Here is a 16,886-nt window from a genome sequence, read left to right as displayed (position 1 = left end):
GTAGGTTGTTACTCTTTTGAATTTACGTATTACTCAATAAAATCACTTTAGGTATTAAATGAAACATTTCTCACCCAAAGAGACCCTATATCATTTAAATTTCCCGGTTGTTTTACTTGATAAATCTGAATGTTAGGGCCGTTAATTTTATTAACGTCACCGAATTGCTGTTGTCTATCATCTGCCTGAACAGTGTTCATCAATGCATCTTTATTGTCGTATATCTCCGCCGCTGCTTTTCCTGCTACGGATTTACCCGCATCCGCTAAAGATGTGCGAATTTTTTTCTTAAGTTCATGTTTTGCGCTGTTGGGTGTAACCGTATATTTCCCTGTGTTTTTATTACTCCATGCTTTTTTTGCAGCAGGGATACCACCGACGATGGCACCCGTGATAGCACAGGTTGCCCAGCCATCTGTAAATGCGCGGTCTTCCCTAATATTGGTTATTCCGTTTGAAACTACGGAATTATTTGCGCCTAATATAACCCCTGAACCAATCTCAGCGAACGTCGTTGCCGTGGAACCTATCGTAGGTGCTGCGGCGGCAATTCCAGCGCCGACCCCGAAAGCAACAGCGCCAAAAACAAAGCCTAAGCCACCTGCAATTAGTGCGTCGGTCAAATTAAAATCGCCTGAAATGGCAGAGCTCACGCCATAAACCGCCAAACCAGCACCACCGCCGATCAATCCCGCCCCTAACATACCAAGGGCGACTCCGGCGGCACCGCCTAAACCACCAGTAGCAACAGTAATAGCAACACCGACACCAATAAGGACAATGCCAATGACAGCTGTAGCAAAGGCAGCCCAAGAAAAAGCGCCATCAGGATCAAAGTAATTAACCCAATCCGAACCGCAGTATAAATAAGGACTGGTATGTTGATTTTCTGGATCCAAATTAAGGAATCGGCCTAATGATGGGGAATATATCCGGTAGCGCATGGTATACAAGTCTAACGTCGCTTCCAGTCTTGCGGAGGTAAAACGAATTGGAATCAACGTTTCTACTGACTCATCTAGAATTGTCTGAACATCTATCTGACCAAAGGGATCGTAGCTAAAGGTGGCTAAAAGTGCATTACCGTCATAGATAGCCCGAACGGATGACTGATAATCCTTAATTAAAAAATATACTTGATCATTCTGGATCTGCGCCATCATTCCATTGGCACCATATATGCAGAGTGTTCTAACACCGTTTTTCATCTCACTAAGCAATCGGCCTTGCATATCGTAATTAACAAAAGTCGTCGCAGTGCCATCGTTTTTTGACGAATGTCCTTGTACACCATGGGTATAAGTCAGTTGTCGGCTTCCGACTTGAATTGCCGTTGGTTTATTGAACATATTGTCATACTTGATGAGCATCTCATGTTCAGGTACTTGGGTAACATTCCCCGACGGATCGTATTGAAAAGATGTATTGCCCTTGGATAATAGCTTATTGGTTCCTTCTTCATATTGAAATTTAGTAGACCCATTATTTTCATCGACCTGATTGCCGTTTAAATCCAAATCGATAGCATGAGCTATGCCATTTCGTTCATAAGATTGCAGCCTACCGTAAGCATCATAGCTATAATCAAAGGTTATTTCTGGAGTACCGACATGTCGACTAATAGACTTCGTGATCCGTCCTCCCAACCCAGAACTTGACCCCGTGTCGGCATACTCTAATTCTTGTTCAAAGAATCTGTCTTGCATGCCTTTTAACCACATTGCCGAATCATAAGTATAGTTTTTTTCCAAAGCGCCTTCTTGCTCAGGTAAGAACGTCTCCCCTGCAAGTTGCCCACAGGGTAGATAGGAACAAGTATAAATGAGATTGTTTCCGTGTTTCACACCGACTAATCTGGATAAAATATCGTAGATATTCGTTACGATCACATCGTCCATTCGATAACTTGTCATGTTCTTGGCGTGATCATACTCCATCACCAATACATCCTCATTGGCTTGGGTAGATGTGATTTTGTCCTTAATATTGTCTTTAAGGTCATCGAGGTACTTTTCGACGGTTTCTAATATTCCCAAAATTTTTGGACACGTTATTATATTCTTGGCTTGATCATACTTCGTCGCTAATACATCCTCACTAGCTTTGGTAATCGTAGTTTTCTCCCGAATATTTCCCCGAAGATCATAGCGATATTTTTCGACGGTTTCTAATACCCCATCATCATCGAAGCTTTCAACTTTGCTAAGCTTGCGCAGTAAGGTCTGATCCGTACCATCGCCATCATAGAAATTTCTAACTCTGGCAATGCCACCAGCAGGCGCAATACCAACCCCTTGCGCCTCTAGTTCTAATTGTACTGGGTCCCATTCGCCCTCGATGGTACCCTGTTCAATCATTCGCGTATAAGTGTCATACACATAATATAAATAACGCCCGGAATCTGACGCCTGATTCTTAAATCGTAACTTTCCAGCCCGATCATAGATAAATTCATAACCACTGGCATCAGGTTCTTTCTGTGAACTCAGTTTACCAAAGACATTATATGTATACGTGCTAAAGAACTGCTCATGCCCTTGCATACCCGAGAAATAGTTAGGGTAGAATACATGCGTTAAATTACCATTGTGATCATATTGATATCGCATCAGCTGCTCAGCGGTATCACTGGCTTCATTATAAGTGATGGACATCACTTTGTTTTCAAAGACATCTACGGCTTCAAAACTGCTAATTCCATCAGGCATTTTCTGTAACTTCAGGGTACAAGTGCCATCTTGTAAATGATGAAATTGACCTTCATTAATATAGTAATCAAAGCGCATGGTATTACCATCGCCTTCAATCGCCCTTTGCTTACCCGCCTGACCCATTTCTATCTGTTTAGGTGACGGGGATTTCGTATGTTTAATTTGATCATAAGGAAACCCATCATCCTCTGGATAAGTATCTGCAACGAGTCCTTCCAATATTCCAGTGTCACTATTGTAGTGCGTTACTAGATCTTGTTGATATGACCAAAGTACATCTTGTAGCTCTAATTTCTTTGTCGTTATCTCCGCTTGTCCCTGCGGGTTATAGAGGGTTTGCCCGACAATAATACCGGTTTCTGTAACAGCAATATCCTGATGAGATTTACCCGCAAAATCGGTAAATGAGAGCAATATTTTTGGATCTGGCGCAAACCCCATGCAATCCACATTTTCAGTATCAGACACGGCTAGCTGTAATTGTGTTCCTACTGCAAAAGGGTGCTTGCCCTCATAAATAACCGTATCTTCACAAGACAATTGAATACGATGCCCTACTTTTAAGAGCGTAAAGTGCTGGCCATCGGTGACATCTACTTGATGAACAAGCCCTCCTGCGTACTTTATCAACCACGTATTATTAATTACTTCGAGATGGAGTTCTCCTAACGTCAACGTCGGTTGTCCATCCGTCATTGCTGTAAATAAAGCAAAATTATTTTGGGCTATAAATTCCCAACAATTATCAGCGCGAGACCAGTATTTGCTATTACCATCCCATTGATCCATCCAATGAAAGCGTCCGCCGCTGGGGAATTCTATCAACAAAGTTTCATTTAATGTTAACGCTGTCGATAATTGCCCATGCCGCTGTCGCGATAGGCTGATAAATGATCCGTCATCGCCTGCAATAGCCGCTGGATTTTGAAAACGGTCAAGGTAAATTCGTTCACCGCTTTCGTGGTTTTTATGAGATGCAGATTGCTTAGCAAAAGCCCCTGTATACACATAAGCTTCGCCTAAGGAAAGCGATGGTGACAGAAACAGTGCGTCGATATATAAAGGCTGAGTGCCAGTAATAGTCACTGTCAACGCCCCTTTTTCTGACGCTGAATTGGAGAAAATATCTCTGAGTTGCTGCCAACGATATTCAGCAGCGGGATAAGTTTTAGTTTCTACCATGCTACCAAGCCGCCAAGTAATTGTTATCTCACCCTGCGTTTTTGCGGCTAAAGAAATTCTATTATGAGTACCCTTGTTAGAAAGATTGATACTCAGCGCATTATTGGGTTCAATGCGCAAACTTTGCGTTCCGCTGAAGCATTCGCTAGGATCAAGCATCTCGCTAATCCTACCTTCCAACATGTTAAGTTGAGTCAGATTTTCATAAGGTTCAAAACCACAGTACAGAACTTCTTCTGGAAGCGCGTGGTCAAATGCTGCCACGATAAACTGATCTTTTTGATCATAGAGGTAAGTTGTTTTTGTTCCTTCTATATCTTCCGTACAAGCTGTTTCCAGATTCGTGTTAACCTCTATTGCTTTTTGGGTTGTAACCCATTGTTCTCCCTCTTCTTCGAAGCTCGCTGTATGATCCCACAAAAATTCTCCGGTTTGATAATGTCGGTTAGAACTGTCTTTCTCAAAAGTATACCGAGTGACCCCCAATATCGTGTTTGACGTTTCCTCTTTTTTTATCTCAAGGACAACATCTGACAGGGCATTTTTTTCCAGAAGGGTGCTGTCATCTTCCCACAAATAGCGAAATTCAGTACTGAACTGTACTTCTTTTCCCTCGGCATTCAGACCGACTTGTTTTATTTTTCGTTTGAGAAAATACTGATCTTCATAATCAATATATGTAGCTTTTTTAATGGATGATGTGTTTTTCGCTTGATGATTCGTCATGTCATATGACGGGAAATAACGAGTCTCTTCTAACCGTGTTTGTAAAATAGTAAAACCAAGCGTATCCATGGCCTTCAAACTATTTTCGGACCGATTTACTTGGTTGTTATCACCATCATATTCTATGCTATGAGCCAAACGACCACACATGTGGCTATAATACTGCTTTACATTGGTATGCTTATCGTCTGGGTAGTCATAATCATTTACACTAGCGCCATTAAAGAAGTGAAATTCTGTCTTCCCACTAGAGCCATTTTCATCAACTGGATATACCGTCGTGGTTTGGAAAGCACAACGATCATTTTCTAGGCGTACCGTATTCATGTCATATTGAAGATAAATATCTTGTTGCCATACACCATAATCACAATTCAAAGAACGGATCAGTACATTGTGCTGTTTGTCTTTATATTTTTTTTCACTCAACTGGTAAAAATGTACAGCCTTGCTGCTAGCTTCAGAATTAAACGTATAAAAAGATTGAAGACCCGCTTGGGAACCCATCGCGCTCGTAGCATCTAACCGTTGTCCTTCGATTACTTTTACATCCGTACTCAATGCACCGTTTTCAAAGGGTACTTGGTAAATTTGTTCATATCCAATAAGTTGATAGAGTAAATAACCGCCTTGAGCATCGATTTGTACATGAGCATAGTCAATGTTTTGCTCTAGATCGCCAATATTTATCCAAGTGTCATCAATTGTCCGCGTGAAGATATACCGCCCCAATACAGCGTACTCCCCTGCAATCAATGGTTGGCAGGTTCCCTTTATTTGCGTGAGGTCCTCTGATTGTGGAACCCCATCGGTTGTCCATCCATCACGATAAGGGTCAAACCTTTGAGCATAGAACCGTTGACATTGATTCACATTCTCAACAGCCAAGGCCATATCTGAAGCGTAAGAAAATTTATAAGCGCCACCGGAAACGACGTCAAGCAGCTTGTGATGAACCCAACCTTGAGGTGTATAGCGGTATACGTGCTCTGCGTAGCCAATTAGGGTATCTGTTGTCACCGCAAATATATAAGGGCTTATCGTATCATCTGTATACTCAAAATCTTCCACTTGATAGTCAGTGAATTGAAAACCATCGGTCCAAGTCAGCAAAACTAGCGTTGTTTTAACACTGTTTCCTTCATGGTTAATAAAACACGCACTTGCTTGAGCATATCCGATAGACCATACATACTCTCGGACCACAAGTGCCCAGTCCACATTAGCTGTCACATCAAGGGTTCCCCCTATTTGCCAATTGTGATCTTCATCTGAATAGAAACTTTGTAGGCGAATATTGTCTGAGTTACTGTCACCATAGGCGCCGAAGATAAATCCATCCCCCGCACCCAATGCCTGATATCCCCGACTTTCCACTTCCAACGTATTCTCATGCCAATCATTGTCTGTGTATTTATATTGTAAAATGTTCAGACTATTTTGCTCGGTATATTGAACAGCAACAAAATCGGTTCCACAAGCAATGGAAGGTCTATCGGGGCTATTTTCTGTTGAAAAATCTCGAATTTCCCAATCAAAACGCCTTACAGGTGAACGTTTAATAATTTTTATCTTATAACTGCTGGATAATAAGTCCAGATAGGAAAGGCAAATAAATCCATTACCAAATTGTAATTGTACGTCTGATACACTCTCGTCAACCATGGAGTCATCAATATGCTGTCGCCAAGTAATATCCCATTGATAGATATGAAACTTTATTTTTTCCTCGCGCTGAAGCAACACAAATTCAAAATCATTTCCTTTGTATATTTTACTTTCCCAGTCCATCTCCAAATCAAACTGACCATACCCATCACTGGTCGATAGCTCAGTCTTCTCATAGTTATATGATATTCCTGTTCCAAGTGGATACTGTAACTTTTCTACCAGTCCTTCAAACTCACCACTCTTTTTATAAGCCAAAGTCAAAGCTGGCCGCTTGGTACCTTCTGCTGTGATTTGCGCTATTTCGGTTAATCGCCGCTTAGTTTCTTCGGTTCCAGATTCTACTAACTCATAGATCAGTTCCTGAGAATACATCAGTACGTGATGCTCATTACGAACATCTAGTTTTTTAAGATATTTGTCTTCATATTTTTCTTGGTAAGCATTATCGCCAGCCGTAATACTGTGGTTTGTTCCGTATTCCCCGGCTTCTTTATCTTCATAGTGAAACAATATTTCATGATCGTAGGAGGTTTGAATTCGTTTTAACCGTACCGTTCTGGTATAAGAAGCACCTGCAAGCGTTTCCATTACATTATCGTATTGGTACTGAACCTGCGCCCCTTTGCTTGTTTCAGCCGCTGAAAAATACCATGCACTGATGAAACTTTCTGCACCTTTTGAGACTAAAGGTCCAATCCAATTATCCCAACTCAGGGTTTTTTCATTGCTGTCATCACTACCACCATAAGTATGTCTAGAGCCATCTTCATGCAAGATTTCCCAGTAGGAATGCTCTGCATTATCATATAAATAAAACTGCCAATTAGGATGCTCAACCGAAAAAAAACTTATCTTATCATCCGCAGTTCGTCCATTTCGGTACAAAGGATACTGACCGCCTTCCCCAATAAGATAAAATTCCTTTTGGTAGGATTGCTTAACTTGCCTATTTTTTACCATAATCGCAGAAAGCCCAATACCCCAACCATAGCCCAAAACGGTATTAGCAAGCTTTCTATTTTGGTGGTGAAAGTGTTCAGGATTATTTTGCATATATCCTGCTTGAACCGTTACAGAAAGATCGTCACGACCCTCCAAGTGGCAAAGTGTAAGTGGTAATTTTAGTGAGCCAGTAAACAAATCAATAGTATTGAGTGCATTTTCAGTAGAACTGTTTCCCTTTTGGCCATTTCGATATCCAATGTTCAATCCATTGTCGTTTTCTAAATATGACACGCTTAACCTCCTATGTTAAAACGATACTTAAATGCGTTTGTCGAAAAAATGCCAATTAAAGTTACTCGTTTTAAATTAACATCCTATAATCAGCACCCTACAGATGTTAAATAGGCTTAACAATCAAAACTTTACATTAACAACTAAAATATTAAATTAACAATGGGGAAAACCCAGTTAAGTGCGAATCCCGAGGGCGAGCTCAACGGGCTATGGCTCAGTAATACAGAGCAGGCGTTACGCTATTGGGAGATAGGCCGAGACTTACATGATATGCGCTTAGCGGCGAGCCACTATGTTTACAATTAAATTACCACTCATAACAACAAAATAAAGCGAGGGTACTACAGATGGAAAAAATTAATATTATTTGTGTTGATGATCAGCGCGAGGTATTGAGTGCCGTGTTGCAGGATTTATCCCCCTTGGCCGACTATTTTAATATTGAAGATTGTGAGTCAGCGATAGAAGCACGGATAGAAAGCTATATCGAAAAAAACTTAGTTTACATAACCGGTCATTTCCACAAAGCCTTCACCGGTATGAGAGCCTTTAAAGCTAACCATGCCCTCAAAATATTCAATCCCAAAGCGCATGATCTGCTGCTGATTAATCACAGCCACGCGTAAATCAACATTTAAACCAATACTTTGTTTTTCTACTCGCAAGTCAAATGCATAGGGATAATCTAGCGTATCGTTAACATGACTGACCAACTTGATATTATTCGCATCAAGAATATCAATAGCACCATTACTGTGCATCAAACTACCATAGATAAAATCCTGTTCAGAAGAGCGAATACGGTAAATCATCAAGGCTTTCTCTGTTGATAAGCGCAGTGAGAACCAGTCCCAACCCTGTTGAACTTGCGCGAGCATTGCCGATCCCCACTCGCGGTCAAACCAAGCTGAACCAGTCACATTGAGCCATTGCCCTTGCCATAATATTTTACCTTCTACGTCGATAAAAGGTTGAGAATAATAATGGCTAGCGATCGCCTCACGCTGATGCTTTTTACTATAGCCCTGCTCACCTTGCATAAAAAATGGACTCGCAGTCACTAGCGATAATTTTACCTGCCACGCTTCATTATCAGTACGCGCAGACCCATAACTGAGCTGCGCAGGTAATAATGCCGCCGACGACTGCCATAACCAATCATCAATTGCAGCAGAAAAAGGTTGCTCAGTAATAGCCACATTAGCAAACTCTTCCCTTCCCTGACGAAAGGCAGCAAGGTGCACCTTAGTATCCGCCAACGCACCATGAGCAAAGTACCACTGCGCCTGATTAATCGCGGTACGGAATAATGTCCATTGCGTAGCAAAACGTATTCCCGAGTCACTCTTTAAATTAGCCGTTAAGTACCACCATTCATGGCGATAATCTTTATGTGGCGAATGTGCTTGAGGAAAACGAAGCCTATTTTCAGGTAAGGCTTGCGCATATTGTAGCTCCTCACCGTCTCTGACTTTAAGCGGACTTTTATTCAGCTCAGGTAGTGTTTTGACTTGTTCGCCACAAGACAATAACAAGAGTACGACTAATACTACAAACACGAACAATTTAAACATTTTACGTGGTTTCATCTGCGACTCCTTAAATTCAATTTAAACAGCGGAATACCGAGTGCTGGCAATAAGAATAACAATCCGAATATGCTGCTGACAGCAAAAGACCCCACATTGAACATCAGTGGCATTGACCAACCAAAAGAAGCTGGTAATGCCTGACTCACCAATGCATGGGCTAATATCGTGGCGATTGGCCAGCTTAAAAGTACGCAGCCCACAGCAAGTAAGCACCATTGCAGCAGCATATGCACAAACAACTCAGTCTTGCTATAACCCAGACTGCACAAAATGTATAAATCGGCTTTACGTGCCAGCTCTAAACCATTAGCCGATAAAAACAGGCCAAAGCAAGCAATCACCAATAATATAACCGCGATCAACTGCGTTAATACAAAGGTCTGTGCAAATACCTTCAGCGCTATTTTCTTTACTTGTGAAGGCTCATATATTTGATCATCAGCCAATCCCAACGCCAAGCTCACAGCTTGTTTATCGATAACAGTACCGGAACGAAAATACACACCGAAACCACTATAAACCCAGCCCGTAAATAACGGGTTAGCTTGTGTGCTATCTAACGTCAGCGAAAAACCCGGATAGCCATATTCATAATAAATACCTTGAATATGACAGCTATATTGCATCTCTCCCTGACGAAAATGAATTAATTGTTCAACGGCCAATTGGCGTTTAAGCGCGAGCTGTTCATTGATAAAGCACCCCTGCTTAATCTTAGTCGATAACGACTTTAATAATAGCGATGACAACTGTTGGGGTGATTGATAGCTGGATACTTTGACGGCGTCATTTTCTACCCTTGCCCAAGTATGCTGATGCAGAGTATATTCATCAATATCATTGTTATTTTGCAGCCAATCTTCCACCTGTTGTTTTTGACCATGATGATAACGGATAAGCAAATCTGCACTTAACTGTTGATCAAGAAAGCGCACAAATGCCCCCTCAAAACTGTGTACCATTAAAGCAGCAGCAATACTGGTCGTTAACGCGAGATAAAAAGCCGCGAGGGGTAAGTAACGCCGTCCAATCTGATTACTGGCATCTTGAAAAATATAGTTAACCCAGAAAGAATTAAATCCAAAAGACTTCACACACAGCCCACTTAGAAATAACATGCCTTGTAAAAAATGGGGTAAAAACACCACACTCGCGATCAATAACAAGCCATACTTAACCATGATCTGATACCAACTTTGGCTCGGCCACCCGCTAAATAACAGCAATAGAATAACCGCTCCCGCTAGCGTGACCAATCGAGGAAGATACCCTGTTAACGTGCTTGTAGAAAAAGTAACATGCGCAGTACTGATGCGCTTAAATTGCTTTGCTAATGCCAGTAATACCGCAACGGATGAAATAAGCAGCGCCCATAATGCGTATTGCCATTGCCAAGCAAAGTGACCACTCATATTCAGTGAATAAAGCTGACTAAACGTGAGTCCCAGCAAGGGCAATAATACGGTCACTAGCGCGACGGCAATCAATACCCCGACAATACTGGCAACCAGCACCAGAAATAACGCTTCAAGCAACATCGCTATTTTGATCGTATGTAGTCCAACCCCCAACAAACGTAACTGCATCGCTAATTCAGCACGTTTATGCCAAGCCTGCTCACCCGCCTGAAACGCAATAAACATACTGACAATAAATCCTAAAACAGCCAATGCCATTAAGTTAAGGTGCAGCGCATCCGCAAAACCACTGCGTTCTTGATATGACCAAGGTTCATTGAGGGATAAATGCGCGGGCAATGCAGCCTCTAACGCTTGCTTCTGTGTGGCTGTCAATGGCGCTACCATTAAGGCGCTAAAATCAATCTGCTGGGGAAATAACTGCCAAGCGAGTGCAATATCAAGCAGTGCAACCCGACCCCATTGTTCGCTCGTGGTTAAACGAATGGGAATGGCGGTTTTGTCAGCCAATATCAATACCGGATTAACGCTGGGGTTGATATCGATATCAACATCCAATGACGCCAGATGCGCTTTAGTGAACAAAACGGCTTGATGATTGAATTGGGCAGGATTAGCAATACTCAGCCCGAGCATATCAATAGCAAGGAACTTCAAACGTTCGCCATTCGCAAGGTGCTTCCGAAATGTTAATACTGGCGTAATGTGGGTGAAACCTTGTCTGCGCAAGTGAGCAAAGTCACTCTTACTCACTCGACCACCTTGCTCAGCGACAATATAAAAACCGATAGGACTGGTTAGCTGTGCGTTGGCTTGGTTATATTGTTGTTTGCTCGCATGATTTAAGACCAGAATACAGAGCAAGGTGCTGGTAGCGATGGCTAAGCTGAAAATGAAACCCAAATGTAATAAGCGATGATGATTATATTCTGCAATCTGGGTTTGTAATACTAACCACAATTCTTGCCGATCTACTCTGCGGATGAAACTAATAGCATTACTATCTGTCATCGTCTCTACCGCCCCAACTCGATTATCTCTATTTATAGACGTGGTTGATTAAGCTTAGCTGACCGTCCGCTAATTGATAGATCTTATCCATTTTGGCCGCAACGTTATGGCTATGCGTAACGAGTACGAGTGCGGTATTGTGGGATTTAGCTAATTTAACTAACAATGCCACGACACGGCTACTATTATCGTCATCGAGATTACCGGTCGGCTCATCAGCAAGCAGTAATTTAGGTTGGGCACTCATGGCTCTGGCAATCGCCACGCGTTGCATTTCGCCACCAGAAAGCGTCGAAGGGTATTGATTTAATAAAGAGTGGATGTCTAACTGTCGAGCCAAGTGATGACACAGAGCAGTATCGTAGCGCCCAGCCAGACGGGCACTAAAAGCGATATTATCTTGAACCGACAAACTCGATAATAAATTATATTGTTGAAAAATTATCCCCAACTGTGTTTTTCTCAGATAACTAAGCTGCTGCTCACTCGCCTGTGCCAGTTCAACCCCTGCAAGCGTGATCTGTCCTTGCTGTATCGGTTCTAACCCAGCAATAAGATTAAGTAAGGTCGTTTTACCGCTACCACTGTCCCCCATCAAACCAATGCATTCACCGGGTCCTACAGTCAAGCTTAGATCTGACAGCAATTGTCGCTGAGCCTGGCCGTCGGAGACCTGATGGCCGAGAGACTCGATGGTTAATGACACACTCATTCCTTTCAAAACGATAAAGATGACGCTCATGCTGCGTCACTAGTTTAAGGATAGTGGCATTTTAAAGTACCGCTTTACTCTTCGTCGTAATGAGCTCAACCCCACCACTGATTTCTACGTTGCCATAAGCAAAACGAATTTCCCTTGTCCGACGTTCAATAGCCTGCGGTAAACTAGACGAATTAGACAATAGCTTAACGATCTGTTTGCGGAAACGATATATTTGAATATTGATATGATTTTCGTTCTGTCCTAGCATCTTGCTTAATAACTCTTTATCAATCCAGCCTTGCTCACTTGTTCTCAGTCCCTTAGCTATATCTTCAAGACGTTTTCGAGCCAGAATTAACAGTAAGTAATGATGATTACGTTGCCCTAAATCGTATTCCTGTTCACTCATGGTTAGTTTCATCGACACGTGTTCTTCATTTTGACTAACCATAAATTGTATTGATACTTGATCAACGGTTGCAAACTCCAAAACATCATTCTGCAAAGTTTCCGCAGTTGCGCTGGCTTCAATAAAACGCCATGCTTGTTCTTGGCTACCGACCAGATCACCAGTTTTCAGCACAGATACACCCGATTCACTTTCACATACCCAGTGGCCACTGGCCGATATATATAACGTATTTTCAGGCTGTTCTCCATTCGGTAATACTGCTAAATCTTTCAGCACTACAGTCGGTAATCCCGGGGTAACCGGTATTAACAAACTATTTGGCGGAGAAAGATCCACAATGCGCCATGTATCAGCGGACAGACTGGCGAAATTAATCAGATCACCTAGATGTAAATGCTGATCACTACCTCGATGAATCAGTTTACCATTAACATAGGTGCCGTTACTGCTGGAATCTTGCAGTACCCACATGGCCCCATCCCAAAAAATAGTCGCATGTATGCGAGAAGTATCGGGCGAAAACAATAATGTATGCGAAGAATTAGGGTGTCGACCAAAGAGATGTTGCAGCATTAAAGTGACCTGCTCTTCGGTATTAAGATTGATAATATTTGCCATAAGCAACTCCATCTATAATGATTAATTTAGTCGTGTCTGTGACATTTGTAATTCTGTACAGGGGGCCAATTCAATACAATCCAGCCCCTTTCCTTTCGCTCGGTATAAAGCTTTATCCGCACGTGAAAACAAGCTATCCAATGTATCATCGTCTTGAAACAGGGCACTGCCGATACTGCAAGATAGTTTATATTTGACTAATGAACAATTTTTGGCTACTGCATTTTTAATTCCCTGCGCAAATAATGAAGTAGCATTTTTATCTGCGTCTTGGATCAAAACAGTAAACTCATCACCAGCGAATCTAAATATCTGGGCTCGTTCACTACTGAACTGTAATAATAGTTGCGCAAAGTGGGCTAACACAAGGTCTCCGGTTTGGTGACCGTATTTATCGTTAACCCGTTTAAAGCCATCAATATCAATTATAAGCAGTGAGAAGTTCATTTTCTTTTTATAGCTACTGACGGCTAATTTTTGGAAACAGTGCTCAAATTGATTTCTGTTCGCTAATCCAGTCAAACTGTCTTGAAATGCCAGCAATTTCATGTGTTGATATTCCATCGCATTGCGTAACGGATGGATCAACATCCTAGATAACTGGGTCAATAATGTTCGCTGTGCCACCGTCAGACTTTGGTCTAAATCACACTCTAATTGACCCAAAGCATAACCGTCATCAGATAAATCCAATCTTAAATTAACATTTCCGGGATCAGACATTTCAGCTATTAGAGTGCTGTTAGCAGTATGAAATGCCAGATTACAAAGAGGGAGATATTGGCGGGTACAAAGCTTAAAAATAGTCAATAAGACTTCAGGATCCAGACTGGATTGTAATTTACTCGCTAAATTGACGCAGGCCTTGTCTGCGGCTTTGGATTTTATCAGCACATTTAACAATAGCGGATGTGTGAGGCTAAAGTTAAATAACTTATAAGAGAACCGAGTATGTGCTGTCATTGTTATTACCACCAACTTATGTTTCCAAGTCAGCAATATAAAATATCTGACCTTCCTCAAGTTATTATTAAAATAATAACGGGGCTCGTCACTGTTTCTATTATACAACTTGCTAAAAGGCAAACTGTGTATTAGTAAACAATCTAGATCCAGATTATACTTTTTAAGAGCTAAAAAATATTACAACTTATTACACTTGCAATAAGCTGTAATATTACACTTATTTTATGAAGTAAAGCATGCCAAATTTATATCGTGACGACTTGCTCTTTCACAATAAAATGACAGTAAATTGAATGTATTACCAAGATGCTTTATAAGTATTACTACCAAGGAAAGTTGTTAATCCGTTAACATCATTACAACTTAAATAGTCGCTAATAATACCTGCAGTTTGCATTGAGATACACTGCGCATTAGCTAGCTTGATAGAGCTTAATATGGTTACAATTTCACTTTTTTGTGTACAAGCGATAACGTCATCACGTACCGCTTTATCAGATGCAATTGCATGGATTAATAACGCTAACTTACCTTGTTCAGTACTGCTGAGGATCGTGACATCTTTATCTGCCAGCTGAGTTTGCTCAACAAAATCAAGATTATCTGTATTTGAAAAAGCACAGCGGTAGTTTGCATTACCTAACAATAGTTTAAGTCGTGGCTCAGCATCTAGACTGCCCGTAACATCAACCAATAATGATGCAAAATCGTCGCTCATCACGACACTTGATAATTTACTTGGTTCGTCAAGATAACGATCGACAAGATCGAGTAACACATTAGATTCTGCAAGCTGAATAACCGAGTTAGGTAAATAATATAAATCTTTCAACTTTGCTTTTAATTTTGCTTTATTATCGCCCTCACCCGAAATACCCGGATAGATAGAACTAGTAGTAATTTGCAATTCATTGTCGCTAACCATAGCAACGATTAATTGAATACAGCAAAATTGATCGCGAAATAAAAATAACTTCTCTATATCTGTAGTATTTGACATTTACTCTCTTCCTTATTTTTAGTTTTATGGCTTATTTATTATTTTTTTTATGACTATTTCGATAAATTAATCTTAGTTCCAGTAAACACATCTTTTATTCTTGCCGAAAAAATAAAATCGTTAAACTTCGCTTTATTTGCGCGTTTATGGCAGCCGCTACAGCTCGTTCTTTTTTCACCGAAGGCTTCCAATATTGGATTTTCAAGTTTCTCTGGCTTTACATATCCCATATCTGACCACTGATTATTAATTATGCGGTAATTTTTCCATACACTATTTTTAAGCTCCCGCATTGTGGCATTGTTGTAGCTGGTTAGGTTTTTGACGTCCTGCTCAGAAGGATGCAAAACTATGGTACTTTTTTCGCAAGGTTCTTCCTTCCCACAACCATTTTTATTGATTGGACATGAGGATAAACTTTGCTGCCACAAGCCCTTTTCATTCACACACATTTTTCGTAATCCAGTCCAATCCTGCTTAAAAAAGGCCCAAGAGTTACCTAATGTAGGTTTGATACTATTCTCTGTTAATTCTTCGATACCATCCTCAGTAAAGGTGTACGAAGGAGCATTTCCAACAAATTCATACGTTGCCCAGCTCCACTTATTAGTTTCGTTAGCGCGAGACCCAGGTGAACCAATGTTTTTAGGATTATTTTTATTTACTATATGCATTGCCGAAAGGCCTACAACGTTAAGTTCACATATTTCCATTCCATCCGCTGTTTCCGACGTAACCACTGCGAACGACTTATGGTAATGAGCAAATTCTTCAGGCTGTAATACTTTCCAGGCCGCTTTAATGAAGATGGCTCCTCGTACAGCACTTTGTGTGATGCCGTACTGTTCAGATACTCCTTTAGCAACCGGATAATTTATGTCATCAGTTACTGATGAAGATAACCCTTTTGAAAATTCAAAAGCCGGTTTATTCATATACACTTGATACCTGACTGCCTGCGCATTAATATCAACAACAATATCATTTTGCGGATTCACAGCATTCGTTAATACTTCTATTTTAGGTCCTCGAGGCACTGTCGGATATTGCTTAATAAAGTCTGTATATTTAGAGCCTTTCCCCTGAGACGTTTTCTCAAATAAATAACCACATGATGCAGGAATGGTAAAATCATTCTCATCCCAATTCTTTATATCCGTATATTTCACCTGGTGAGTCGTTGGCCATGATTGCCACACAGGGAAGGTATCAGCCTGTTCCGAACTTTTTAAAGCATAATTAGGTAAGCCAATTGTATCCCCATCGACAGGCCAGTTAAGCGCATGAAACTGTCGATAAGCATCACGGATCAAAGTTTGGTTGGTTCGATTATTGCCTAATGTCGCGGCAAAACAAGCAAGAATTGAAAATGGTTTATTACTGATATTCTGATAACCGGGACAGGATGTAGTGGTCGGTAATTGATTAATTAACGCATCATTCGTAGCCGTATTATTATCATTAGTATATGAGTTTGCTATCGCACTATAAAAACATAGAAGCAAAACAACAGCACCTATAATTAGTTGTTTTTTCTTATCATTTATCAAGACATCCATATAAAACTTAAATTTCCTTTCTTCATTAGAATAATATTGAACATGTTAAACAGTGATCAAATAAAGTGTACATAACTG

Annotated in this window: 8 protein-coding genes; all 8 read right to left on the bottom strand. The window is 40.9% G+C overall.

Annotated elements, in window-relative coordinates; translation table 11 throughout:
• Window positions 1–47: 47 nt before the first annotated feature.
• The gene (locus HRT96_RS12270) at window positions 48–7,526 is read right to left on the bottom strand and encodes an RHS repeat-associated core domain-containing protein (RefSeq protein WP_293156971.1); all 7,479 of its coding nucleotides are present in this window, start codon (window positions 7,524–7,526) and stop codon (window positions 48–50) included.
• 500 nt (window positions 7,527–8,026) lie between these two features.
• A complete protein-coding gene (locus HRT96_RS12265) occupies window positions 8,027–9,118 on the bottom strand; it encodes a lipocalin-like domain-containing protein (protein WP_293156968.1) in 1,092 nt (363 codons plus the stop codon).
• Window positions 9,115–11,550 (bottom strand): ABC transporter permease, encoded by a 2,436-nt coding sequence (locus HRT96_RS12260; protein WP_293156965.1) that lies wholly within the window; start codon window positions 11,548–11,550, stop codon window positions 9,115–9,117. Before HRT96_RS12260 ends, HRT96_RS12265 begins: the two co-directional genes overlap by 4 nt.
• Before the next feature lie 28 nt (window positions 11,551–11,578).
• Complete coding sequence (locus HRT96_RS12255; RefSeq protein WP_293156963.1) at window positions 11,579–12,256, bottom strand: ABC transporter ATP-binding protein; 678 nt, start codon at window positions 12,254–12,256, stop codon at window positions 11,579–11,581.
• Window positions 12,257–12,323: 67 nt separating this feature from the next.
• Entirely contained in the window at window positions 12,324–13,283 is a 960-nt protein-coding gene (locus HRT96_RS12250) for an FHA domain-containing protein (RefSeq protein ID WP_293156960.1), read from the bottom strand.
• A gap of 21 nt (window positions 13,284–13,304) precedes the next feature.
• Complete coding sequence (locus HRT96_RS12245) at window positions 13,305–14,246, bottom strand: GGDEF domain-containing protein (RefSeq protein WP_293156957.1); 942 nt, start codon at window positions 14,244–14,246, stop codon at window positions 13,305–13,307.
• A 301-nt stretch (window positions 14,247–14,547) separates the two neighbouring features.
• Entirely contained in the window at window positions 14,548–15,249 is a 702-nt protein-coding gene (locus tag HRT96_RS12240) for a hypothetical protein (RefSeq protein ID WP_293156954.1), read from the bottom strand.
• A gap of 53 nt (window positions 15,250–15,302) precedes the next feature.
• A complete protein-coding gene (locus HRT96_RS12235; protein ID WP_293156951.1) occupies window positions 15,303–16,808 on the bottom strand; it encodes a hypothetical protein in 1,506 nt (501 codons plus the stop codon).
• Window positions 16,809–16,886 lie beyond the last annotated feature (78 nt).

Origin of the sequence: Moritella sp., from assembly GCF_013215705.1 — a bacterium.
Taxonomy (GTDB): Bacteria; Pseudomonadota; Gammaproteobacteria; order Enterobacterales; family Moritellaceae; genus Moritella.
The sequence above is the reverse complement of the archived record's forward strand: the minus strand, read 5'-3'. Positions and strand labels throughout refer to the sequence as shown.

Coding starts and splice junctions, on each gene's coding strand:
- HRT96_RS12265 (WP_293156968.1), bottom strand. CDS start 9,118: ATGAAACCACGTAAAATGTTTAAATTGTTCGTGTTTGTAGTATTAGTC.
- HRT96_RS12260 (WP_293156965.1), bottom strand. CDS start 11,550: ATGACAGATAGTAATGCTATTAGTTTCATCCGCAGAGTAGATCGGCAA.
- HRT96_RS12245 (WP_293156957.1), bottom strand. CDS start 14,246: ATGACAGCACATACTCGGTTCTCTTATAAGTTATTTAACTTTAGCCTC.
- HRT96_RS12235 (WP_293156951.1), bottom strand. CDS start 16,808: ATGGATGTCTTGATAAATGATAAGAAAAAACAACTAATTATAGGTGCT.
- HRT96_RS12240 (WP_293156954.1), bottom strand. CDS start 15,249: ATGTCAAATACTACAGATATAGAGAAGTTATTTTTATTTCGCGATCAA.
- HRT96_RS12250 (WP_293156960.1), bottom strand. CDS start 13,283: ATGGCAAATATTATCAATCTTAATACCGAAGAGCAGGTCACTTTAATG.